General features: G+C 58.9%; 16 protein-coding genes, 1 tRNA gene and 1 pseudogene. 13 read left to right on the top strand and 5 right to left on the bottom strand.

The genetic code is table 11. The features are described 5' to 3' along the window. Window positions 1–168 precede the first annotated feature (168 nt). From R3D65_RS09585 to R3D65_RS09570, 4 genes are all read right to left on the bottom strand, one after another. Window positions 169–3,243 carry a type I restriction endonuclease subunit R gene (locus tag R3D65_RS09585; protein WP_371274983.1) on the bottom strand — a complete coding sequence of 1,025 codons (3,075 nt, stop codon included), beginning with the start codon at window positions 3,241–3,243 and terminating at the stop codon, window positions 169–171. Continuing rightward, entirely contained in the window at window positions 3,231–4,379 is a 1,149-nt protein-coding gene (locus R3D65_RS09580; RefSeq protein WP_371274982.1) for a DUF4268 domain-containing protein, read from the bottom strand. Before R3D65_RS09580 ends, R3D65_RS09585 begins: the two co-directional genes overlap by 13 nt. Before the next feature lie 108 nt (window positions 4,380–4,487). Then, window positions 4,488–5,756, bottom strand: coding sequence for a restriction endonuclease subunit S (locus R3D65_RS09575; RefSeq protein ID WP_371274981.1), 1,269 nt, complete (start codon window positions 5,754–5,756; stop codon window positions 4,488–4,490). Then, window positions 5,753–7,276, bottom strand: a complete 1,524-nt coding sequence (locus tag R3D65_RS09570; protein WP_371274980.1) for an N-6 DNA methylase — start codon at window positions 7,274–7,276, stop codon at window positions 5,753–5,755. The genes R3D65_RS09575 and R3D65_RS09570 overlap by 4 nt, the downstream gene beginning before the upstream one ends. 354 nt (window positions 7,277–7,630) lie before the next feature. Here R3D65_RS09570 and R3D65_RS09565 point away from each other — a divergent pair, with 354 nt between their 5' ends. From R3D65_RS09565 to R3D65_RS09510, 12 genes and pseudogenes are all read left to right on the top strand, one after another. Next, window positions 7,631–8,476 (top strand): DUF429 domain-containing protein, encoded by an 846-nt coding sequence (locus R3D65_RS09565; RefSeq protein ID WP_371274979.1) that lies wholly within the window; start codon window positions 7,631–7,633, stop codon window positions 8,474–8,476. 316 nt (window positions 8,477–8,792) lie between these two features. Continuing rightward, entirely contained in the window at window positions 8,793–9,998 is a 1,206-nt protein-coding gene (locus R3D65_RS09560; protein WP_371274978.1) for a phospholipase D family protein, read from the top strand. A gap of 111 nt (window positions 9,999–10,109) precedes the next feature. Continuing rightward, window positions 10,110–10,770, top strand: a pseudogene (locus R3D65_RS09555) (IS630 family transposase); the annotation flags it as partial. 185 nt (window positions 10,771–10,955) lie between these two features. Next, window positions 10,956–11,303 (top strand): 3'-5' exonuclease, encoded by a 348-nt coding sequence (locus R3D65_RS09550; protein WP_371275024.1) that lies wholly within the window; start codon window positions 10,956–10,958, stop codon window positions 11,301–11,303. A 221-nt stretch (window positions 11,304–11,524) separates the two neighbouring features. After that, complete coding sequence (locus R3D65_RS09545) at window positions 11,525–13,600, top strand: hypothetical protein (protein WP_371274977.1); 2,076 nt, start codon at window positions 11,525–11,527, stop codon at window positions 13,598–13,600. Beyond that, the gene (locus R3D65_RS09540) at window positions 13,600–14,574 is read left to right on the top strand and encodes an OmpA family protein (protein WP_371274976.1); all 975 of its coding nucleotides are present in this window, start codon (window positions 13,600–13,602) and stop codon (window positions 14,572–14,574) included. The genes R3D65_RS09545 and R3D65_RS09540 overlap by 1 nt, the downstream gene beginning before the upstream one ends. Beyond that, a complete protein-coding gene (locus tag R3D65_RS09535) occupies window positions 14,571–15,884 on the top strand; it encodes an EH signature domain-containing protein (protein WP_371274975.1) in 1,314 nt (437 codons plus the stop codon). The genes R3D65_RS09540 and R3D65_RS09535 overlap by 4 nt, the downstream gene beginning before the upstream one ends. A 79-nt stretch (window positions 15,885–15,963) precedes the next feature. After that, window positions 15,964–17,550: a hypothetical protein gene (locus R3D65_RS09530; RefSeq protein ID WP_371274974.1), complete on the top strand. Its 1,587-nt coding sequence runs from the start codon at window positions 15,964–15,966 to the stop codon at window positions 17,548–17,550. Further along, on the top strand, window positions 17,453–19,015 hold the full coding sequence (locus tag R3D65_RS09525; protein WP_371275023.1) for a DEAD/DEAH box helicase: 1,563 nt from the start codon (window positions 17,453–17,455) through the stop codon (window positions 19,013–19,015). The genes R3D65_RS09530 and R3D65_RS09525 overlap by 98 nt, the downstream gene beginning before the upstream one ends. A 324-nt stretch (window positions 19,016–19,339) precedes the next feature. Beyond that, complete coding sequence (locus R3D65_RS09520; RefSeq protein WP_371274973.1) at window positions 19,340–19,825, top strand: hypothetical protein; 486 nt, start codon at window positions 19,340–19,342, stop codon at window positions 19,823–19,825. Window positions 19,826–20,049: 224 nt separating this feature from the next. Further along, window positions 20,050–20,286 (top strand): hypothetical protein, encoded by a 237-nt coding sequence (locus R3D65_RS09515; protein WP_371274972.1) that lies wholly within the window; start codon window positions 20,050–20,052, stop codon window positions 20,284–20,286. Beyond that, window positions 20,273–21,298, top strand: coding sequence for a tyrosine-type recombinase/integrase (locus R3D65_RS09510; protein ID WP_371274971.1), 1,026 nt, complete (start codon window positions 20,273–20,275; stop codon window positions 21,296–21,298). The genes R3D65_RS09515 and R3D65_RS09510 overlap by 14 nt, the downstream gene beginning before the upstream one ends. A gap of 68 nt (window positions 21,299–21,366) precedes the next feature. Here R3D65_RS09510 and R3D65_RS09505 read toward each other — a convergent pair. Further along, window positions 21,367–21,441: transfer RNA gene (locus tag R3D65_RS09505), tRNA-Gly, on the bottom strand. Window positions 21,442–21,673: 232 nt separating this feature from the next. On the opposite strand from R3D65_RS09505, the gene R3D65_RS09500 reads away from it, so the two are divergent. Then, window positions 21,674–23,365 carry a sulfatase-like hydrolase/transferase gene (locus tag R3D65_RS09500; protein ID WP_371274970.1) on the top strand — a complete coding sequence of 564 codons (1,692 nt, stop codon included), beginning with the start codon at window positions 21,674–21,676 and terminating at the stop codon, window positions 23,363–23,365. Window positions 23,366–23,385 lie beyond the last annotated feature (20 nt).

Genomic DNA, 23,385 nt, shown 5'->3' with positions numbered 1-23,385 from the left:
GCCTCGACAAGGCTAAGCTCTTCAACACCGTCTGACGCAGGCGCGACATCAATCCCCCTTTTGGCATGGTGACATCGTCGTCTCCGTGCCAGGGGGGGAAAGTCCATCTCCGCAGGTTCTCTTGGCTTGCGTCGTCACGACGACACGCTTCAACACCGCAAGCCCGTTTCACCTCATCGCCGCAGCCAACGCCTCGGCCTGTTTCAACACCGTCTTCACGGCGTCCGCGGTCATGTCGGGCGGGTATCCGTGGCGCTGGAGAATCTTCACAGCGACCCGCATCTTCGCGCGCACATTCTCCCGGCGCCACCAGTCGGTGCCGGCATTGTTGCGCACGGTCTGCACAAGCTCGGTGGCGATGACCTGCAGCGCCTCGTTGCTCATCACCTCGACGGCGCTGTTGTTTTGCGCCAGCGCGTCATAGAAGGCTCGCTCGGCGTCGCTCAGCCCGTCTTCCGGCTGCCGGCGCAAATCCTTGGCGATCTCGATGAGCTCCTGAATGATCTGGAGCGCGTCCACGCTGCGGTTGTGATAGCGGGCGATCGCCTGTTCCAGGCGGGCGGAAAATTCCTCCTTCTTGACAACGTTGGTCCTGGTGCGGGCGGTGATCTCGCCGTTCAGCAGCTTCTTCAGCGCCTCCACGGCCAAGTTTTTATGTTTCATGGTCTGGAGCTCGATCATGAACTCCTCCGATAGGACGCTGATATCCGGCCTGTCGAAGCCGCAGGCCTCGAGGATGTCCACGACCTCGGTCGAGGCAACGGCGTTGTTGACGAGTTGCTGGATGGCGAAGTCGGACCCTCCGGCCGCGCTGCTCCGCGGATTGGCGTCCAGCTTGTCGATGCCTGTCCGCACTGCCGTGAAGTAGGCGACCTCGACGGCATGATCGGTCGTCTGCTGACTGCCGGAGGCGAGTTTGAAGGCCTTCACCAGCGCGGCGACGGCGTCCTGGTAGCGCTTCACCGTGGCGCCGTCGTCGGCCCTGCCTTTCGCGAGAATGTGCTCGATGGCCGCCGGCAGCACGCGCAGCCGGTCGCGGGCATCGCCCAGCAGGGCGGCCTGGTAGTCGAAGCCGTGGAAGTGCTGCCGGGTCACGTCGAGCGCATCGAGGAACGCCCCCACGGCCTGGGCCTCGTCGACACCGGTCTGGGCCTGGTCGGACTTCGAGTAGTGCGCCAGCGCGTTCTTCAGGTCCGCGGCAATGCCGATATAGTCGACCACAAGGCCGGCCGGCTTGTCGCGGAACACCCGGTTCACCCGCGCGATGGCCTGCATGAGGCCGTGGCCCTTCATCGGCTTGTCGACATAGAGCGTGTGCATACAGGGCGCGTCGAAGCCCGTCAGCCACATGTCGCGCACGATTACCAGCTTCAACGGATCGTCCGGGTTCTTGTAGCGGCGGCGGATGACCTCCTGGCGGGCCTTGGAGCGGATGTGTGGCTGCATGGCGGCGGGATCGGCCGCGCTGCCCGTCATGACCACCTTGACCATGCCCTCGTCGTCCGTGTCTCCGTGCCAGTCCGGGCGGGCAGCAACGATCCGGTCATATACCTCAACGCAGATCCGGCGGCTCATGCAGACGATCATCGCCTTGCCGTCGATGGCCTCCAGCCGCGCGTCGAAATGCGCGAGGATGTCGGCTACGACCGTGTCCAGGCGCTTATCGGCGCCGACCAGCGCTTCCACCTGCGACCACTTCCGGGCAATGGCACTGGCCTCGTCGTCGGCCATGCCCTCGGTCGCCTCATCGAACTCCTCGTCGAGCTGTTCGGCGAGGTCTTCATCGAGGTTGATCCTAGCGACACGGGCCTCGTAGTAGATTGGCACCGTGGCGCCATCCTGCACCGCCTGGGCGATGTCGTAGACGTCGATGTAGTCGCCGAAGACGCCGCGCGTATTGGCCCCAACGAGCTCCACCGGCGTGCCGGTGAAGGCCACGTAGACGGCATTGGGCAGCGCCCGGCGCAGCTGGTAGGCAAGGCCGAAGCGCACGTCGCCCTCCTTGCTCACCTTGGCGTCGAAGCCGTATTGGGTGCGGTGCGCCTCGTCCACCATGACGATGACGTTGGAGCGCGCCGTGATCTCCGGGAAAACCCCGCCGGCATCGGGCCGGAACTTCTGAATGGTGGAGAAGACGACACCGCCGACCTGGCGGTCAAGCAGGGCCTTGAGGTCGCCGATGCTATCGGCCTGCACGGGCTCCTCACCCAGCACGTCCTTGCAGCGGGCAAAGGTCGCGAAGAGCTGGTTGTCGAGGTCGTTGCGGTCGGTCAGCACCAGAAGGGTGGGATTTTCAAGATCCGGGTCATGCATCAGGCACCCGGCGAGGTAGGTCATCAGCAAGGATTTGCCAGAGCCTTGCGTGTGCCAGACGACACCGCCTTTGCCGTCATTGCAACGGGCATTGCGGATGGCGCGAATCGCCTTTTGCACCGCGTGATATTGGTGGTAACCCGGAATCTTCTTGATCGGCCCGCGTCCCTCGTCCTCAAAGACAACGAACCTGCGCAGCATGGAAAGTAGGGTCTGCCGATTCAACAGCCCCCGAGTCAGCGTGTCGAGCGCGAAGGTGCCCGGCGGCACGAGGTCCTCGCCATTCACCGTGCGCCAGGCCATGAAGCGGTCCAGCCCGGCCGACAGCGAGCCGTAACGCGCATTGTGCCCGTCGCTGATGACATTGAGCAGCGTGGTGCGGAACAGGTCCGGCACCTGCGCCTTGTAGGTTTCGATCTGATTGAAGGCGGCGCCGATGTCCTTGCCCTCGGTGCCCTTCAACTCCACCACGACAAGCGGCATGCCGTTCAGGAAGACCACCACATCGGGGATGCGCGGCGACACGCCGACCACGTCGAACTGGCTGACCGCGCGCCAGTCGTTCTCGTGGTCGTCCCAGTCCACCAGCCGCACGACACCGTTCACCTCCGCGCCATCGGCAAGGAAGGTCACCTTGACGCCGTCCACGAGCAGGCGGTGGATGCGGCGGTTCTCCTGCACCAGGTCGGTGGCGAAGACCGGATCGGTGACCTTCAAGGCGGCGGCGCGCAAGGCACTGTCCGGCAGGCCCGGATTGATGCGCCTGAGGCTGTCGATCAGCACCGGCTCCAGGATGGCCTGGCGGTAGCTCTCGCGCAGCCGGCCGCTGCCCTCCGGCAGGTGCTGCACGCCATACATGCGGGCATGGCCAAGCTCGGCCAGCGTGGCCAGGAAAGCGTCTTCCAGGTCGCCCTCGCTCAGGAATGCCATTCCTCACCCCCACCCCGCTGGCGCAAGGCTGCGGCCAGGTCCGCCAGCGGCCCCTTGAGCGCCTTCTCCCAGCGCTGGATATGCTCGACGTGCCAGGCCACATACTCGTCCCAGCGGTCCCGGTCATAGCCGTCGCAGGCAAAGGCATACTGGATGCGCGACGCCTTCTTGTTATCCAGCCGCAGCCATTCGATCTCGTGGCCGAAGGCGGCCTCGATCTCACCCTTGCGCTCATGCAGCCGGTCGAACAACCATTTGTTTTCCTCCGCTTCAGCACGAGCAAAGTTAAATTCCACGCGGATCTCGCGCTTCAGGAGGATCAGCGCATAGGGGCAGGACCGCAGACCCGAGCCCGCGCTCAGCCAATGGTCCTTGCCGGGGCTGATATTGTTGTAGAGGTCCACATTGGCCGCCCGCAGCCCGTCCAGCGCGCGGGCCCAGTAGTCGAGGCGCATCCGGCTTGTCTCGCGGATGGCGCCCTGCGCGCTCTTCGCCTCGGTTTCCTTCTCGGCCATGCCGATCATGAAGTCAGCCGCCTCCGGCGTGGGGATGACAGGCTGGATGTCGACGAAGAGTTCCTCGCCATGGAGATAGGGCACCACCTTGTAGCAGCGGGCGTCGATGCGGTGCTCACGCAGCCAGAGCACCGTGGCCGTCACCTCCTTGCGGAAGTTCGCGGCAATGAAGATCAGCCGCTGGTCATGGCCGGGATTGAGCACGACTTCCTCCAGCGACTCCACCTCCAGGAACTCGCAGATCGCCTGCACGGCATTGCCGCCGCCGCAGTGGCGGTCGAGATAGAGCTGGTAGATGTCGACGATCTGGGCTCGGGTAAGGCTGGAGACATAGGCGGCATATTTGAGCGCCTGCCAGGCCACGTCGCGGCCGGAATCGTCCAGCTTGTTCTCGATGACGACAAGCTGGCCGTCCGTGTCGAGCGCCAGCAGGTCAAGGCGCTCGCGCGTGTCGGCGAAGCCGTCGAACTCCTTCTGGATGATGAGCAGGTCCTCGCCCAGCGCATCAGGCTGGTTGGCGAGCCATTCTTGCAGGTGCTCGCGCTCGCGCAGGTTCAGGTCGGCAAAGCGGCACGTGTCGAGGCGGAAGATGCGGTTCTGGTCTCGGTCAACGCGGAACATGAAACACCCCTCATCCCGTCCTTCCGGCCCGGCACGGCTTGCGGATCATCCGTTGACGGCAAGAGCCGTTGTGGATCACCGACCGGCTGTTCATGAGCGGCAAGCCGTTCATGCCACCGCCTCCACCTGCTCGCGCGCCTCGCCCACCCGCAGTTCGCCCGACATCAGGCGGGGCAGTAGCGCATCGCGCAACGCGGCGAGATTTTTTATCTCGTCGTGAGCCGCTCTTATGCGGGCGAACCAAACAACTAGGAATTCATCAAACGCAGCATGAATAGGGTCACCTGCCTTCATGTAAGGAATCTTCTTCATATTCCCTTGATTAAGCTTAGCCTGAACCGCCCCGTTTACGAATGGTGCGATTTCCACTTGATCAAAAAAACACTTGAGCTGCCCGATTGAGAACCGTTTGCCTTTCAAAACATGCGCATGGTTATTCACCCACGACGGGCCCCAAATATACTGCGTGAATGGCTTGCCTTCAGTTGTGACAACTGACCCATCTTCACCTAAAAGCAATAATTCTTCATTGAACAATGCCTGGTCAACAAAATCCATGACCGAAGTGGCCCCATAGTAGGGAACCGACCCTTTCTTTTCAGCTCGTTGCGATTTGGATAAGGGGATGCGCTGGGCATCCATAATTACAAGTTCGTTTCCCACCTCTGACCACTCCCACCCCTCCGGCAGGCCGTCGTCACCGAAACGGTCGGGGAAGAGGGCGGCGGTGGCGGCGTCCATGTGGGCGGGCGCGCGGCCTTCCGCCTTCGCGCGGACCGGATCGAAATCCACGAACCACGACCGGTAGAGCGCACGGGCCATGGCCTCCAGCGTCGCCGCCGTCTTGCGGTTCAACTCGATCTTGTCATCCAGCGCGCCGAGGATGGCCGCGATCTCGCGTTGTTCGGCTATAGGAGGCAACTCGAACTCAAACGACAATATATCTCGCCCGCTAATGTGCGGAACCGCTGTTCCTGTGGATATATTGTGAACGTGCTCTGTGAAATCCGCCGAACCAATCAAATACCGAAGGAAACGACCGTCTAGTGCTGTTGTGCCGCGCAGCCTCGCTACACGTTGAACCAGTAACGCAGGCAAGTCATCCAATGAAAGGGCTGAATATTTTAGACCAGCCTCGATCCACGGACGGTCCATTGCGAGAACGACATCATGTTCTTGCAACTGAAACTTTTCTAAATCTGGCGAAAGCGGCTCTGGCCACAACTTCGCACTTTCCCAACGCAGGTAACCCTGGGCGATATTATCTCCTCTGAGCAATCGAAGACCCGATCCATCTGAGGAGTAGTCCTTACTCCTGAAGGGAAAGCCGGTTTGAAAATCAACAACATCTCCAAGAAGAACCCGGTCAACTGTCATCCCAAGCCCCCCAGCCGCGCCTCGATCTCGGCTTCCAGCCGGCGGCCTTCTGCAAACTGCTCCCGAAGTTCACCCATCAGCCGCTCGAACTTCTCCTCAAAGGGTTCGCTGTCATCCTCGGCTGCGCCCGCGCCCACATAGCGGCCCGGCGTGAGCACGTAATTGTGCTTCGCGATCTCTTCCCTGCTGGCGGCCTTGCAGAAGCCCGGCTCGTCCTCATAGGCCCCGGCGTCCGGCTCGCCCCGCCAGGCGTGATAGGCCCGCGCGATCTTTCCGATCTCGTCGTCCGACAGTTCCTTCTGCTTGCGGCTGCCGGGCACCAGCGCGCCCATCTTGCGCGCGTCGATGAACAGCACCTCGCCGCGCCGGTCACGCAGCGTCGCGTCCTTCGCCACGCCGTTGGACTTGTCCCTGGCCAGGATCCACAGGCAGGCGGGGATCTGCGTGCCGTAGAAGAGCTGGCCGGGCAGCGCCACCATGGCGTCCACGGCGTCGCCTTCCACCATGGCGCGGCGGATGTCGCCCTCCCCGCCCGACATGGACGACATGGAGCCATTCGCCATCACCACGCCGCCAATGCCCGATGCCGCGAGGCGCGCATGGATATGCTGGATCCAGGCGAAGTTGGCGTTGCCCGCGGGCGGCGCGCCGAAGCGCCAGCGGGCGTCCTCGCGCAGCATCTCGCCCGACCAGTCGGAAATGTTGAAGGGCGGGTTGGCGAGCACATAATCGAAGCGCTCGTCCGGGAAGGCGTCCTTGACCAGCGTGCCCTCGGAGTTCCAGCGGATATCGGCGAAGATGCCGCGGATGGCGAGGTTCATGCGCGCCAGGCCGAAGGTGGTATGGTTGCGCTCCTGGCCATAGATGGCGATGTCGTTCTTCTGCCCCTTGTGCGCCTCGATGAACTTCTCCGACTGCACGAAGAAGCCGCCCGTGCCGCAGCAGGGGTCATAGACGCGGCCCCTCGTCGGCTCGATCATCTCGATCAGCGTGTTGACCACCGACTTCGGCGTGTAGAACTCGCCGCCGCGCTTGCCTTCCGAGGAGGCGAACTCGCCGATGCAGTATTCATAGATGCGGCCGATAAGGTCGAAATCAGCCGGCGTGCCTTCGAGCCTGATGTCGTTGGTGAACAGGCCGATGAGGCCAGTCAGCATGGTCTTGTCCAGGCTCTCCTTGCCGAAGACCTTGGGCAGCGCGCCCCTCAGCGACGGGTTCTCCGCCTCGATCTCGCGCATGGCATCGTCTATCATGACGCCGATCTCGGGACTGCGCGCATTCTTCGCGATGAAGGACCAGCGCGCCTTCTCCGGCACCCAGAAGATGTTCTCCGCCAGATACTCGTCGCGGTCCTCCGGGTCCGAATACTCCTCCGCGCTCAGCCGGTCATGCAGGCGCTGGAAGGAGACCGAGACATAGCGCAGGAAGAGCAGGCCGAGCGCGATGTGCTTGTATTCGCCAGCGTCCATCGATCCGCGCATCTTGTCGGCGGCGGCAAACAGCGTCTTCTCTATGCTCATCCCGTTCCCTCAGGCGATTCCCCATGCAGGGCGAACAGACTTAACCGCGAACGGCGATATGGCAAGAGCAGGCAGCAACCGTGAGGCGCAACAAGAGGCATTCCACCCGCTAGCGCTATCGCTAGACATTTATCGGTTTGAGTGAGAATCAGAAGCCGAATAATCTGCGGGATGGATGACGATTGAAGGCAATTTTATGAATTGCATGTTATATAAAAGCCATTGCCAGCTTAACTGCTTCTGCCAAACGCATGGCGACTCAATATAAAATCAAGTTTTCTTCTTCAAGACGGGTTTTTATGTGTAAGCGAATTCCCAACAGTGGTAAGTTTCAGCTATCATTGAGCAAGCACAATGGACGCCACTCTCAATAGACCACTTTCGGTCGTGGGCTTCGACTCGGCTTGGACGGACAAGCCAAACGCGCCGGGCGCGATATGCGTCATCAGGAGTGATCGCAATGGCCGCGTGACCTTCCTCGAACCCCAACTTGCCTCGTTTGCCCAGGCAATTGCAGTCGTCGAAGAGGAGCGATCGCAATCGCCTCTGTGCCTCGTTGCAATTGACCAGCCAACGATCGTCCCAAACAAGAACAGTTGCCGTCCAGTCGAAAGGGTCGCCGGTTCGCTGATCTCATGGATCGGCGGCGGAGTTCAACCGTCGAACCGATCCCGTAAGGGAATGTTCGACGATGGGGCACCGATCTGGGCTTTCAAGGAGCGGCTTAATGCGGCCGAAGACCCGGAGCAAGCACGCGCCGCGAACAGCGGATTGTTCATCATGGAGGTTTTCCCAGCTTTGGCACTGGCCGGCATCAACAATGCCTACTGCGTAAGACATGGTGCTCCACGCTACAACCCAGCCCGCAGGAAGACATTTCAGGTCTCGCATTGGACCGGCGTCGTAAACCTGGTTGCGGAGTTCGGGAAGCGACTGGCTTTGTCTGAATTGGAAAACTGGCGCTTTGACCTACTAGCGCTGGAGCGGCCCAGAAAAGCAGACCAGGACAAACTGGATGCCGTGATCTGCGCGCTAATCGGGCTTCACTGGATGGCGGCGTCGCGTGATCACTCCGTTATGATCGGTGACTTGTCCTCAGGCTACATGGTGGCGCCGTCATTGCATGGCATCCACGAGCGCTTGACCAACAAGGCTGGTGCCACTGGCGTGCCCATTGACGGTGTCGTGCCGTTCACTTGAGAGTTTCCAGTGAAATTGCTTTCCACTTTTTAAAGGCGAAATATTTCAATAAATTATTATTATATTTATCAATAACCATTTTATTGTTTAATTTTATTTCTGAAAATATAATCTAAGCCGAACAATTTCGGAATTAATACATCACCACCGACCGCTTGCGCGGGAAATGTTGTCCAGATGGAATGAAGGCCGTATGTTGATTAGAAATAAATAATAGTTCTTTATGGGGCCGTTAAGGAGCAAACATATGGCAAAACTTGAATCTCGGTCTGACTATTAAGTCAGCTTTCGATAGAAACCAAAAGCTGAGGTCGCTATGTCGATAAAACTTCTTGATGCACAGGAGCTGTCAGTGCTCCTGCCGCAGATGTTCGAAATTCACGACGAAATCTATGTAATCGCCGCTTGGGGCTCCAATGGACCAGTCGCCGATAGCCTTTTCAAACAGGTCCACAAATTTCGTTCGGTAACTTTTGGATTGGCGTTCTGTCAAACTGATCCCGACCTTGTAGATCGAATGGTCGATGTGACGAACGGATTCGTCGCGCTCAGCGACAAGGGGACATTTCATCCTAAGCTCTACTATTTTTCTAGCGGAACCGAAGCGGAAGCAGTGGTCGGGAGCTCAAACTTCACAAAGGGCGGACTAGAGAGGAACCTTGAAGTGAATATACACATCAAGGGTCCGCGAAACGCTCGCATTTTTAAAGAAATACGTAATACTATCAAGGGCTTTTCAGAGTATCAGCAACCCGTCACCAAAGAACTTTCCGCTATATATCGGCTTCAGTATGAAGCCGCGAAGAAGCAAGTAAATCCTGTAAGCCCAGCGCTTTCAGGATCTGATTCTAAGAATAGGCAATTAGCATCATTGATAGTCAATATGAGTTGGGCGAATTACGTTAAAAAGGTGAAGGCGGAGCATTTTAACAGATTTGAAAAGCGCTTGGCGGTTTTGCGAAAGTGCCAACAGCTGATCTACGGTGTCACTTCTTTTGGAGACCTTTCTCCCATTGAGTGGAAGGCGATTGCGGGCGTCATTGGAGAAAACCAGAAGAAAGGGACGGATCTTGAGAAATATGATTGGGGGTGGTTTGGATCAATGAAAGGGATGGGAGACTTTAAAAACCGTGTCTCAGAGCAAGATAAGAATTTAACCGCAGCGCTTGATTCTATTCCGCGTCATGGATATGTTAGTAAAGAAAATTACAAATATTTTTGTGAAAAGTTTCGTTTATCGTTCCAGTATTCTGAGAAGACAGGAAGTTATGCAACAGCGACACGTCTTCTCGCCATGAAACGACCCGATTTATTTGTTTGTATTAGCAAACCCAATATAGATGGGATTGCGAAAGGGCTCGGGTTCGCGAAGTCAACACTCACTCTCGATAATTACTGGGAACGAGTAATAGAGCCAATTAGGGTGTCTCGATGGTTCAACGCCTCTCGACCAGACGGAAAGGATGCAGAACTGTGGGATGCTCGCGTCGCGATGCTCGATGCCATTTTCTATAATCCGTGACCTGCCACAGCACTTTCATCTAGAGCACATCCGGCGCGGGTTGAATCGCTGTTGGGGTGACATGACGTTACGGTTCTGATTCAAACTCTCCAACCATGGAGGGTGATTTGGATGGGCCGAGCATTGAGCCACGATTTGCGTGAACGCGTTTTGAAGGCCTCGAAGGGCGGGCTCTCGGCCCGCAGATGTGCCGAACGATTTGGCGTCGCGCTTCGACGGCGATCCGCTGGATTGATCGCGCGGTAAAAGGCGAGACGGAACCGCGGACACCGGCAAGACGCGCCTCGCGCCCTGATGCACACGCAGCCTTCATCGACGCCATGATCGAGGACTGCAAGGATATCACGCTCGACGAGATGGTGGTGCGTCTTGATGGAGAATGCGACGTGAAGATCGGACGATCCGCTCTGAGCACTTGGCTGCGCTCGCGCGGCTGGACATACAAAAAAGACCGCACATGCGTTGGAGCAGGAGCGTCCGGGCCTGCTGAGGCAGCGCCAGGAATGGTTTGATGAGCAGCTTGATCTCGATCCGGAAAAGCTCGTCTTCATCGATGAGACCGGGCTCAACACGAAGATGGCGCGCATTCGTGGCCGAGCCCTGAAGGGCGAACGCTGTCGTGCTGCCGTTCCGCATGACCGCTGGAAAACAACGACATTCACCGGCGCCTTGCGCCTGACCGGCATGACGGCGCCCATGGTTCTCGAAGGCGCCATGAACGGCGCAGCATTCCTGGCCTATGTCAGCCAAGTTCTGGCGCCGACGCTCTACCGCACCTCGCACCAGATCCGCTCGAAATCCGACCTGCTGCTGCCTTCACGCCTTGTCGAGGCCGACGGCAACGAGCAGAAGCGGCTCGGCGTCTCCTCGGTCTTTCATGGCCCGCCGCCCGAATTCCATGTCTTCGATGACGAGGATGAAGAGGCCGAAGCGGTGGCGCGATGGCTCGACGAATGCATGGACAGCAGTTTCGCTGCCGGCACTATCGCGCTGCTTGTGCGCTCCGAACGCGAATTGCCGCGCGCACAGAGAGCGATCGCCGCCAGCCGGATGCCGGCGGTTCATCCCTTTCTCATGCATGATGCGAAGGGACGCGAGTTCCGCGCCGTCGCCATCATGGCAGCCGATGCCGACGTCATTCCCAGTGAGGAACGCCTGCTGGCAGCCACTGACGAGCAGTCCCTGCGCGAGATCTTCGATACCGAACGGCACCTGCTCTATGTCGCCGCGACCCGCGCACGCGAGGGGCTGTGGATTTCCGCCTGCGATCCGGTTTCGGAGTTCCTGGAGGATTTGCTGGGGTGACCGAAGCCCGCTCCTGTCGATTTCCGGTCAAACGGAGATCCCAAATGCATTTTTCTGAGGATATCGTCTACCCCTGATATTTCGGGGATATGCGGCGCCAACATTGCCATGGTCTACAAATGGGGAATTTGAATAAAATCAACTGCATGGTTTTATAGAGACCGGACGTAACGGCATCCGTTTCTTTTGAACCGCCATACCTTGCCTATCTGGAGGGAACAGTGGACGGCACCAATCCGACGAACATGCTTGTTGACCTTGTCGATCTGCTCGGCCTTCCGGTTGTCCATGCGATCAAATTCGCTGCCGGCCTCGTGAAATCGGAGAGTGCGCCCGGCATAGTCGTCATCCTCCTTGTCCTTTTGCTGATCGGCGCTGCCTTCCAGTATCATCGCAAGATGGGCCGGCGCCTACGCGCAGCGCGCGAGATGGAAGCGTTGGTCGTCGAACATGAAGATATTCATTCCTTCGCTGAAGGGTTCGACGAATTCCGCCAACGCGTTTCGGAAAAGAAGGACACGAATGATGACTGGCGCTCGCTGTGGGGGGCGTGGGAAGAATTCCGGGAAACGATTGTCCCCGATGACCTGGATGGACCGACGCGGCTGCGCAACTCGATCCGGCCTTCGTCCTTCATCAATGTCGAGGATCTCGGCTTCGGCCCCGGAATTTACCGTATCTTTCCCAACCTCTTCGTGTCACTTGGCCTGTTCTTCACCTTCCTCGGACTTGTCGCAGCGCTCGCTGAATTCTCGTCCAGCATGAGTGATGGTGAAGCGATGCAGGCTGCCATGACGCAGTTCATGACCATCGCTTCGGCCAAGTTCATCATGTCGCTGGTCGGCCTCCTGTGCTCCATCATTTTCAACTGGCAGCTTCGCCGGCGTGCGGGCGCCGTTGACGCCGCATTGCATTCCCTTTGTTTCAAGATCGAGCGCCGGCTCGTGTTTGTCAGCCTCGAGGATCTTGGTTTTCGCCAACTCAAGGCCGCAACGGAACAGCGGGAACACTTGCGCGAAATCGGCTTCCAGATGGTCGCCGAATTGAGCAGGCCCCTTGAGGCCCTGCCGGAAAAGATCACCAAGTCGATCTCCGACCGCATGGACCCGATCTTCGAGCGTGTCGGCAAGCTCGGAACATCGAACATGGAAGGCCTGGTTGGCGACCTCTCGTCCCAGCTATCCACATCGGTGGGCAATGCCCTCAACCGCGCCAGCGAGGCGCTCGGCGAGGCAACCGATCGCATTGGCGACATGGTTGAGCGAATGAATTCATCCAATTCGCAGGCTGGCACCGGATTGCAGACGGCGCTGGAACAGCTTGCCACAGCCGTCGCAGACATGCGGTCTGAAGTGGCTGCGAGTGGCGAGACTGCCGCGAACACCATGAATGAAGGCGCAGAGCGTCTTCTGGCCGTCATGAACGATACCCTGTCGGGCATTCGCGACAACACGGCCCAGGGGGCACAGGCCATGAGCGAGGCCGCGAACGATCTGCGCAGCGCCGCCGAGGGCTTCCGCGAACAGATCGAAGCGGCGACCGCGGAGGGTGCATCCGCCGTGCAGTCCCGAATGGAAGCCAGTTCATCACAGGCAGAAGCGGCCATTGGCGATGCCGGCAAGGCGGTGCTGGACTCATTCAACGTCGCAAGCGCGGAAATTGCCCGCCTTGGCACCGAGATGGGGAGCGTCGTCGGCGACGAACTTCTGAAACGTCTGGAAGAGGTCGGCAACCAGTTGGCGGAAATGGCAGGCGCGATAGAAAAAAGCGCGGCTGGCGCCCAAAGCGCGGCCACAGGCATCAGCAGTGGTGCGCAGGCGATCGCCAATGCGTCCAGCAGTTTTGGCAGCGCCAGCAAGGAGATGATCGCCGCATCCGAGCCCTTGCGGGCCTCGCATGAGCGGATCGAGAGCAGCATGCGCACGCTTTCCTCCTCAGTCGAAACCGTCTCCGAGACACTGATGCGCAACGCCTCCATGATTGCGGAGAATGCGCGGAACACACTGGAAACGGCGCAAGCGGCGCTCGGCAACGAGCGGGAAGGCATCCGCAACAATCTCGAAGCGACGAAGGCTGCGCTCGGCCAGTTGGCCGACGAAGCCGAAAAGCTCGACCAGATCGACGAAATGCTTGGCAAGGCGCTTCAGCAATACCGCGAGCAGCTCGATGCGGCCCTGGGCTCGGCGCAGGACCACATCGGTCAGATGCGCGACACGCTTGCACCTGGAATCGACACGCTGAAGAGCGTCGTCGAGCAGGCTGAGAGCTTCATGCCGGCCCAGGCACGGAGGAGCTGATGCGCGCCCAGGCCCGCCGCGCCGCCAGGGAAGAGGAAGAGGAAAGCGCCTTCGTGTCCATGACGGACATGACGGTCGGCTTCCTGTTCATCATCATGATCATGCTGGCGTTCTTTGCCAGCCAAACGCTGCAAACAAACGACATGGTATCGCGTGCAGCATATGAGAAAGTTCTCTCCGAAAGGAATACTCTCTCTGAAAAATTGATAGCTGCCCGATTGCGAATTCAAGAACTGGAAGAAAAGCTGGATGAAATCCAGAAAACGCTCTCTGAACGCGATACCGAAATAAAAAAACTGAAGGTCGAGATTGAGCGCTTGAAAAGGCAATTGGAACAGCTCAAGAAAGTTGACCCCCTGGAGTCTTACCTCGCGCAAGTTGCCGCAACGCGAAGGAAAATACTTGTCGATCTTCGGAACGCGATACGTTCAGACTTCCCGGACCTTCAGCTTGAATTGAGCGAAGAGAGTGATGCCTTGCGTTTTCAGGGGGAAGGTCTCTTTGCTTCCGGACAATCCGTTCTGACAGATCAGAAAGAAGGAATTGTTTCCCGGCTTGCGCAAAGGCTGGACGAAATCCTGCCGTGCTACACGATCGGGGAACGCTCCGAATTCGACGAAACCTGCAACCCCGGCTTCGTCATGATCGAGGCTGTTCAAATCGAGGGCCATACTGACAATACCGGTTCCGACCGAACGAACCGCGAGTTGTCCACGGCACGCGCAAACAATACCTTCTATGCGATGACCGGCGCGTCTCCTCAGATCATGCAATTGCACAATCTTAAAGGCCAACCAGTCTTATCCGTTGCCGCCTATGGGCCTGACAGGCCTGTAGCTACGAACTCGACCCCTGTCGGCCGTGCGACCAACAGACGGATCGACTTGCGATTCATCATGGTGACACCTCAGGATCAGAAAGGCATTGAAACAATCCGGAGAGCATTGCAGGGTCTGTCTGCGGAGGCTGAATGAAAGCAAGCGAGAGCATTCAGAAAAGGCAGGCGCTGAACATTCGCGCCCTGCCCTCCCTGGAAGACATCCGCCGCCGGATCGATCGCGTGATCCAGCGTTGGCCCGATGCGGTCCGGGTTCCGGAAGAGCGGGACCGGGAGCGCCTTGCCCAGGAAATGCTCAAACGCGTTTACGACTGGGACTGGTCGGATGTAAAATCGTCGCGCATCACCAGCGCGGCCATCGCTGTCTTTGACGGTGAACGCTGTGATCGACCAGATCTCGAAAAGGTCAGGGATTTCTACTACGACGAGATTCGGGCAAGAGAAGCCGGCTCCTTCCTTGACGCCATGCTCTGGGTCTATGTCGAGAGCTTCTCGCCCGGTGCACCCCACACGCTTGCTCTCGCTCGTGCACTATCGGTTCGCAAATCTGCATTCGGCACACGGATTCAAGCGCTGATCGAGGCACTGCCTTCTTTGTTCGATCCGGACAGGGCGCCCTCCAGGCTCGGTGAGATCATGGCCGGGGCGGAAGATCCCTATGCTCATCTCAAGGCGATCGGGTTCCGCTCGCCTCACGCCGCAGGGCTCTCACAACATGCGCACCATGTCTTCGTTCGTGAGATTGCGCCGCGCCTGCGCGATGAAGACGAGCGAAAAAGGCTGTTCCGCTGGCTGATGCCGAAAAATGGCTCAGCCCTGCAAAATGGTGCAGTGCCGGCGGTCGAGGCACTGCTGGCAGTCTGGCGTGGGGAAACACCGCCGGATCATGTCCGCAGCGAAATCAGCGAAGCCATCATCAGCGCCTATAATGACCCCCGCCTGCACCATGGCGGCATCTGGGCGAGCTTCGACCCCGACCTGAAGCAAGTCTTCCTGCGGTGGCTGACCAAGCAGGACATGAAATTCTTCTGCGACATGGTAACGGCCACACAGGACAGCCATATGTGGCCGCCAAGGCGGGATTTCTGGCTTCGGCTTTATGATGACGGCTTGATCGATGAAGCCTGGGTCGCTTTCGGCAGCACGGCCAGGCAATATGCCCAACGGCATCTATTCCAATCAGGAGAAAGCAACTTCAATCGTCGATTTGGAAGACAACTCGACCGTGGGGGCAGCACGTCGCTGCTCATCATGCGGATCGGGAACAAGATCGTGGTTGACGGATGTCATAGCTACCAGACGCACATATTCCGCCTAGATGATCGGAGTGCGCCTGTGCTTTATCAATCTACCTACCATTGCGACCAAATTTTGCATCGCTCAACTAAATCGAAAACGCATTGGCCTATTCCGAACTGGGAACGATGGGTGATGCAGAATGTTTGAATCGCATCTCGCCCATTCCGTCGCAGACAATGGCGTCGAAATCCATTTCCCGGAGATCAAGCGCAGCTTCCTCTCACGGTTGCGCGGGCAACCTGCGCAGACGCCATCATTCACACACCTGGGTCCTGAGCAGGGCGATCTGCTGTTTGCGCTGGCAGACCTGCGCAATTGGCAAGAAGATCACGAGGATGAGGTGGTCATCGCCGACGATCATCTTCGCCTGTCGCATGACGCCATCGCAAGCCTGACCGCAAAGGCAGCCGCAGCGCTCAGTCTTCCACCGGATGTGCACCTGACGCTCAAGACCGATGTCACCGGCGTTCTCGGTCGCAGCGATTTCCGGCTCGACTACGAATGGCTGCTGCATGGCCAAAGGCAGATGCCCAAACGCATCGGCGCCTTTCTCCAGACGGCCGAAGGCCCTCGACGCATCCCGCTCTGGATGAAACGGGCGCTCGACCTTGCGGATGGCTTTGATTCATCGCGCCCGATCGAAGATCATTGGAGCGCGCTTGCCGAATTCAGGCAGGCGCTTGAACCGGATGATGCCATCCCGTCTTCCGTTCCGGCCAACCGTGAAATGGCCGGGCTATCCATGACCGCCTTTCTGCGCGGCCTTGAAGTGCGTATTGCCAACCGGTTCTCGATCTCACCGGACCGGTCGCTCGGCCAGTTCGAGGTTGTTCCCTATTCGTCGAGGCGTCTGGAAGCGGATGGCATAGCCGAGCATGACATTTCCGAGGCCAATGCCGAACTGACCGGCGAGGCCCTCGCGGTCTTTCAGAACAGGCTTCACACGCGCGGAGCCCGCCCCGCTTATCAGCTAGGCAATAATTCCTATCTCGTGATCGACAAGAGCAGTGCACCGATTCTCGAAGAACTGGCCCGGGTGCAGAAGGCGGATCGCGCGGAGCGCAAGGCTTTCATCGAGAACCCGCGTGCCTTCATCACCGAGGCGGTCAATCGCCATTTGTCGAACCAGGGCGCCTTTGACGGTCTTGATGAAGCCAGCCAGGAGGAACTGGTCGAATCCATCGCGGGACCCGGGCTTGTAGAAAGCCGTGAATATTCCGAGCGCGTGGTTGGCGTCGTTGTCTACCGCAAGTCCGGTGCGGATTTCGAGGGAAGTGGCACGGCCTGGTTACCGGAAGCTTTTCCCGAGCCTGTGGCGGAGGCAATCAAGGAGATGTCTCTTGAGCGCCTGAAGGACTTGCGTGACGAAATGACCCGGCATCTCGATGGTGGCGGCGAGAAAGCCGTTACGATTGATGGACAAGATGTAAGGGTTACGCCGGAGCGGCTTGCTGCTGTCGAAGCACAGATCAAGGGCCTTGAGAACGAAACCGAGGGCCGTTCGTCGAAGAGCGACGAACAAGCCGACGACCGCCCCAGTGAAGGGCCGATCATCCTCGACACGCTGGACAACTTTGCCAGCCTGTCATGGCATGCAGCGCTCCGGCCGCGGAAAACGAGTGTTCCCTTTGGAGATACCCGAGACCATCACGACGCCGCTGCGAGAACATCAGGTCGAGAGCTTTCGCTGGGCCACGAGCGCGTGGGCAAGTGGCCTGCCGGGTATCCTGAATGCCGACGAACAGGGACTCGGCAAAACGCTGCAAACGATCGCGTTCCTGAACTGGCTGCAGGCCCATACGCGCTCGCCTGACGCCACGGCGAACGGACCCATCCTGATCGTTGCGCCCACATCCTTGCTCCGCAACTGGGAGGAAGAGGTTGATCGCCATGTCGCGCCCCGCAAGTTCGGAACGCTGATCCGGCTCTATGGCTCCTCGATTTCCGGACACAAGCGGGTCGGTGCGTCTGCGACCGAGACCAGAACCGGCTTGCCCATGCTGGACCTCGACTGGCTGGACGAAGCATTCGAGGACGGCCGCGCGCATCGCTTCTGGTTTCTCACCACCTACACCACCCTTGCCAACTATCAGCATTCGCTGGGCAGGATTCCCTTCGCTGCGCTGGTGATGGACGAGATCCAGAATATCAAGAACAAGGACACGATCGCCGCCAAGGCCGCAGAGGCGATGAACGCGGATTTCCGCATTGGACTGACCGGCACGCCTATCGAAAACGCCACGATAGATCTCTGGACCATCATGGACAACATCGCTCCGGGCTCGCTGGGGTCGGGCATCGATTTCAAAGAAAAGTATCGCGATCCCGATGAAGGCAACATGGCCGAGTTGCATGCAAGGGTCTTCAAGCCACAGGAAGGCCATCCTGCCCTCGGCATCCGGCGCCTCAAGGAAGAGGTTGCACGCGACCTGCCAACCAAATCGCGCCTCCTTCATCCGCGGTTGATGCCACAGGTTCAGTCAAGGACCTATGACGACGCCAGGGCCAAACTCGCCACCGGCGGACCCGGCGCTGCGCTCAGGATGCTCCACCACATCCGGTCCGTGTCTGTTCATCCCGGGGCTTCAGAGAACGTCGCCCCGGAAGATTTCGTGGAGATGAGCGCGCGACTGAGCGCCACGATGGAAATCTTGCGCCAGATAGCCGAGCGGAAGGAACGGGTCCTTGTCTTCATCGAACACCGGGAGATGCAGTTCCGCTTTGCCGAGCTGGTCCGCTACTTTTTCCAACTTGAACGGGTCGATATCATCAATGGCGACACTCCGATCCCAAAGCGTCAGGCCATCGTGAACCGGTTTCAGAAACATCTGGAAAACGACGGTGGGTTCGATGTTCTCGTTCTCGGTCCCAAGGCGGCAGGAACAGGCTTGACCCTCACAGCGGCAACCAATGTCATTCACTTGTCCCGCTGGTGGAATCCGGCTGTAGAGGAACAGTGCAATGACCGGGTCCATCGCATCGGCCAAACGAAGCCGGTCGAAGTGCATGTGCCGATGGCCATTCATCCAGGTTACGGTGCGGAATCCTTCGACTGCCTGTTGCAAAGCCTGATGCAACGAAAGCGCAAGCTGGCATCCCAGGCGCTTTGGCCGATGGGCGATACCCGCGAGGATATGGCGGGCCTTCAATCGGGTATGACCGCCGGCTCAGCGGGATCGTCACAAACCGCGATCTCCGAGATCATGTCCGCGATGTTTCGGCGAGATGGCATCACGGACGCGATTCAGAATGAGCAAGGGGCATGGAGGATGCCTTGATCCCTTTGCGATTGGGCTCGGATAAAGTATCGCAGGCCGACGCTAAATGCTGACGTGTCAGGATTAATTATTTATTCTCAATCACTTATGATCAACACAACGAACTGGACCGTGATGCACATCTGCGTTGTGAAACAGCTTTTCGGTGCACGATCCGACATCAGATTTTCCGGAGGATCTGCTGAGGTGTCTAGGAACTTTCGACGATGGCTGGCGATGGCTGCCCTTGCATTGACCCTTTTTGCAAACGCGGGACCCGCGGAGGCCGCCATCCGCTGTGCCGAGATGTCAGGTCTCTCCTATCACGCGCCGATGCGGTTCTGCATGCGAAACGACATCTACATTGCAGCAGTCGGCAAGATCACGGCATCGACACCGGACGAGTTTACCGCGTTCCTGAAGAGAGTGCGGGCTGCCGGTTACACACCGCACAGCGTCACGTTCCACAGCCCCGGCGGCAACATGCTGGCCGGCATGAAGATGGGCGCCGATATACGCGACCGGAAACTGGACACGCATGTCGGCGAGAGCTCCCGCTGCGCCTCGGCATGCATGCTCGCCTTCATCGGCGGCTGGTCGCGCAAGGTTACCCATGACGGGCGCATCGGCAATCATCAGTTCAGCCATATCGATAGCGCCTATGCCGAGATCCAGTCGGTGCAGGACATGATCGGCTTTCTGTCCAGCTATCACGAGTTGATGCAGGTGAGCCCCCTGGCCGTGATGAGAGCCATGACCCGCCGCGCCGACGACATCTATTGGTATTCGCCGGCAGAACGCCGTGAATGGGGAATCGTGACGAAGCGGTAGCAAAGTGAGGCTTGCCAAGTCCTGGAGGGAAAAGTCTTATTGTCGGGCTCGCGCGAGCCAATCATCTTCCATATCGAGTATCGCCTTTAAAGGCTGGCGCCGGCCTTATCAGCGCGGTTAGCCACAAATGGCCAAAATCTGATTGTATATTTCTCAATTATCTACTTTTGATAGTGCGTCATTCTGCCGCAGCATTGCCTCTTCGCGATTGCTATAACGCAGTCATGAATGAGCAGTCCGGCACCAATGAAGGTCAATCGAGAAAATCACGTGCCAAGATTGGCACGCGACAGATGAAGGCTACACTCTCGGTTCTGCGTGAGGCTGGTCTCGAGCCGACGGCGCTGGATCTAATGCCTGACGGCACGTATCGTTGGCATCTTGCTTCACCTTCGATCGATGACACCGATGACCTCGATCGTGAGCTATTGGAGTTCAAGTCGAGACATGGTCAAGGTTGATCTGAAGGGTCTGCACAAGGTCAACAGCAAGGGCCGAACTTACTACTATGCTTGGCGCGGAGGGCCTCGGATAGCCGGGAAACCCGGGACACCAGAGTTCCACGCGGCCTATCAGAAGGCAATTGCCAGCCGCTCAGGGCCAGACGAAAACAGGTTCCGTGGACTCGTTGCGCTCTACAAGGCCAGCAACGATTACAAGAAACTGGCCGATACGACGAAGCAAACCTGGGCACCGTGGCTTGATCGGATCGCCGATTATTTCGGCGATCTGCGCATCGCACAGTTCGATCGGCCAGAGAAGATCCGGCCCGAGATTCGAAAGTGGCGTGGTAGCTATGCTGCGACACCGCGAGCCGCCGATACCGGCATGCAAGTATTGTCCCGGGTGCTATCTTACGCGGTCGATCCTCTCGGCAGGATCGCTAACAATCCCTGCGAGGGTATCAAACAGTTGTATTCTGGCTCACGCGCTGACATCATTTGGACAGACGCCGACATAGCGCGCCTCAAAGAGACCTGTTCATCCTCGATTGCAGATGCTGTCGATCTGGCAGCGCACACAGGCTTGCGCGTCAGCGACCTTATCCGACCATCCTGGTCTCACATTGATCAGAATGCGATCATCATAACAACCGGCAAGAGTGGGCACCGTCGCGAAGCAATAATTCCTCTATACGAGGACCTACGTGATGTTCTGGCCCGCATACCAAGATGCTCTCCGACGGTCCTGACCAACAGCAACCGCAAGCCCTGGACGCGCGACGGGCTTGGAAGTTCGTTCAACAAGGCAAAGCGGAAAGCTTGGCCTGACGGCGATAATTTGCACTTCCATGACCTCCGCGGCACTGCGGCAACCAAGTTCTATGTTGCCGGCCTGTCAGAGCGTGAAATCGCGGAAATGATGGCCTGGGAGGAGGAGCACGTGCACAGAATCATTCGGCGTTATGTCAGTCACTCCGCCGCGATGCGTGACCTGATCAGCAGGCTCGATCAGGCCAGAGGGAGAACATAGAGTGTAAAACCGGGTGTAAAACCCGCCGGTCGAGACCCAATCAAAACTCGTTAACGCCTTGGAATGACTGGAGCGGGCGATGGGGATCGAACCCACGACATCAAGCTTGGGAAGCTTGCGTTCTACCACTGAACTACACCCGCTCAGGTGATGCCATAGATTGACCGTGGCGGCCGGGAAGTCAAGCGGCAAGGCCGGCAGCATGGCAAGGGATGGCCCGGGATTTGGCAACGGGCATTGCGAATGCGCATGCGCGCTTGCCGTCAATGACACCGGGTGGCGCTAACCATTCCGGTTAAGTATTTTCGTATTCAATTGCCGACTAATTTATTCTTTTGTTGCATGATGCACGACTTCCAGCCGGGAGCGAATGCCATGCCATTGAACAAGATACTGAATATCGTCCTGCACCCGGTCGCGCTGACGGCGATCAGCCTTTGCGGCATTCTTTTCATAGCGCGAATGGACAACAGTTCGATGACAGTCCTGTACTGTATCGCAACGGTCCTCTTCATCGCCAGCCTGGCCTATGTCCTTTCGGGCCGCTTGGGGTTCTCGATCCTGCTGGCCTGGTTTCTTGTCGGTTTTCTGACAGTGGTCTCGACGCTCAAATACAAGATCAAGGGATTTTCGCTGCATTTCTACGACTTCGTGATGGTCGCGGAGGACCGCGAGGTCGCTTCCTTCCTGCTGGATTCCTACCCCATGCTGGCGCTGCCCGTTCTCGGGCTCGCCATCGCCTGCATTGCGGGGGCCGTGATGCTTTTCCGCTGCGACAAGAGGCAGACCATACGCCTGCCGCACCGTTTCGCCGGCGCTCTGGCCGCCGCCATGGTGCTGAAGCTGACCTTTCCGGCAGAGGCCTCGGCCGAGCAGCGCTATTTCTACTATCTCCAGGGGCGCCATGTTTCTGCATTCTTCGTGTCGCTTCTCGACCTGCAATACATGTTTGCTTCCAATGATTTCGAAAAGCGCATCGCCGGCATGGCGCCGGAGGCGCCTTTCAGCGGCGATGTGGATTGCGGCAACGGGCAGCGGCCGGACATCATCGTCGTGCTGGAAGAGAGCATGACCGACCCGGCCATCTTTCCCGAGATGCCGCACGGCAAGGCGATCTCCCGCCGGATGCAGGGCGCGGCAGACACCTTCAAGCCGCTTTTCGTCGAGACCTTCGGCGGCGGAACCTGGATCTCCAATCTTTCGCTGATGACCGGGCTGTCGGCGACCGATTTCGGGTGGCGCAGCCCCTATCTGACCATGATGCTGGAAGGAAAGGTGCGCGGAGCGCTGCCCGAGATGCTCTCGCAATGCGGATACCGGACGGCGGCGATCCTTCCGCTCAACTACACCTTCGTCAACGAAGGTCCCTTTCTTTCATCCATCGGCTTCGAGACGGTTCTCGACCGGTATGACATCGGAGCATCGTCCTACCACATGCGGGATGCGTTCTATTTCGACGCCGCGAGCCAGTTTGTCGAAGGGCACAGGGAACAGGACGAACGGCCGCTCTTCCTGCTCGTCCAGACCATGATTGCCCATTCGCCCTATGAAGAGGCCCTGCTGCCGGGCGTGCAACCGGACGCCGCCTCCCTCGATCCGGACCCGCAAACCGCCGAATATCTGCGCCGCATGGTGATCGGGCGCCAGGACTTCGAGACGTTCGCCGCGCGCGAGACCGCCCGCAAACAGGACCGCGGCCTCATCGTCATGAGTTTCGGCGATCATCAGACCTATGTGACGCTTGACCACGCCAAGCGCCTGTCGGGCGAGGATGCGCTGGCCCGGCCGCGCTCCATGGCCTATCGCACCTTCTACACGGTTTCTCCGCAGACCGGCGCCACAGCGCCGGCGCCCATCGACATCGCCTATCTGTCCACAGCCCTGCTGGACGCCGCAGGGATACCCGGATCGGATGTCTTCAAGGATTTGCGGCGGCTTGCGGGCCATTGCGGCGGGCGGTTCCACGACTGCCCCGACCGCGCCGGCGTGGACCGGCATATTGCGCGGCGCATCGCCGGCGGGCTGCTCGACCTGGGCGGCGATGACGCGGCCGCGCCTGGTTCCTGACCGCGCCCGCCCCTGCCCAC

Source organism: Zhengella sp. (genome assembly GCF_041397485.1).
Lineage (GTDB): Bacteria > Pseudomonadota > Alphaproteobacteria > Rhizobiales > Rhizobiaceae > Zhengella.
This window is presented reverse-complemented; position numbering and strand designations above follow the sequence as displayed.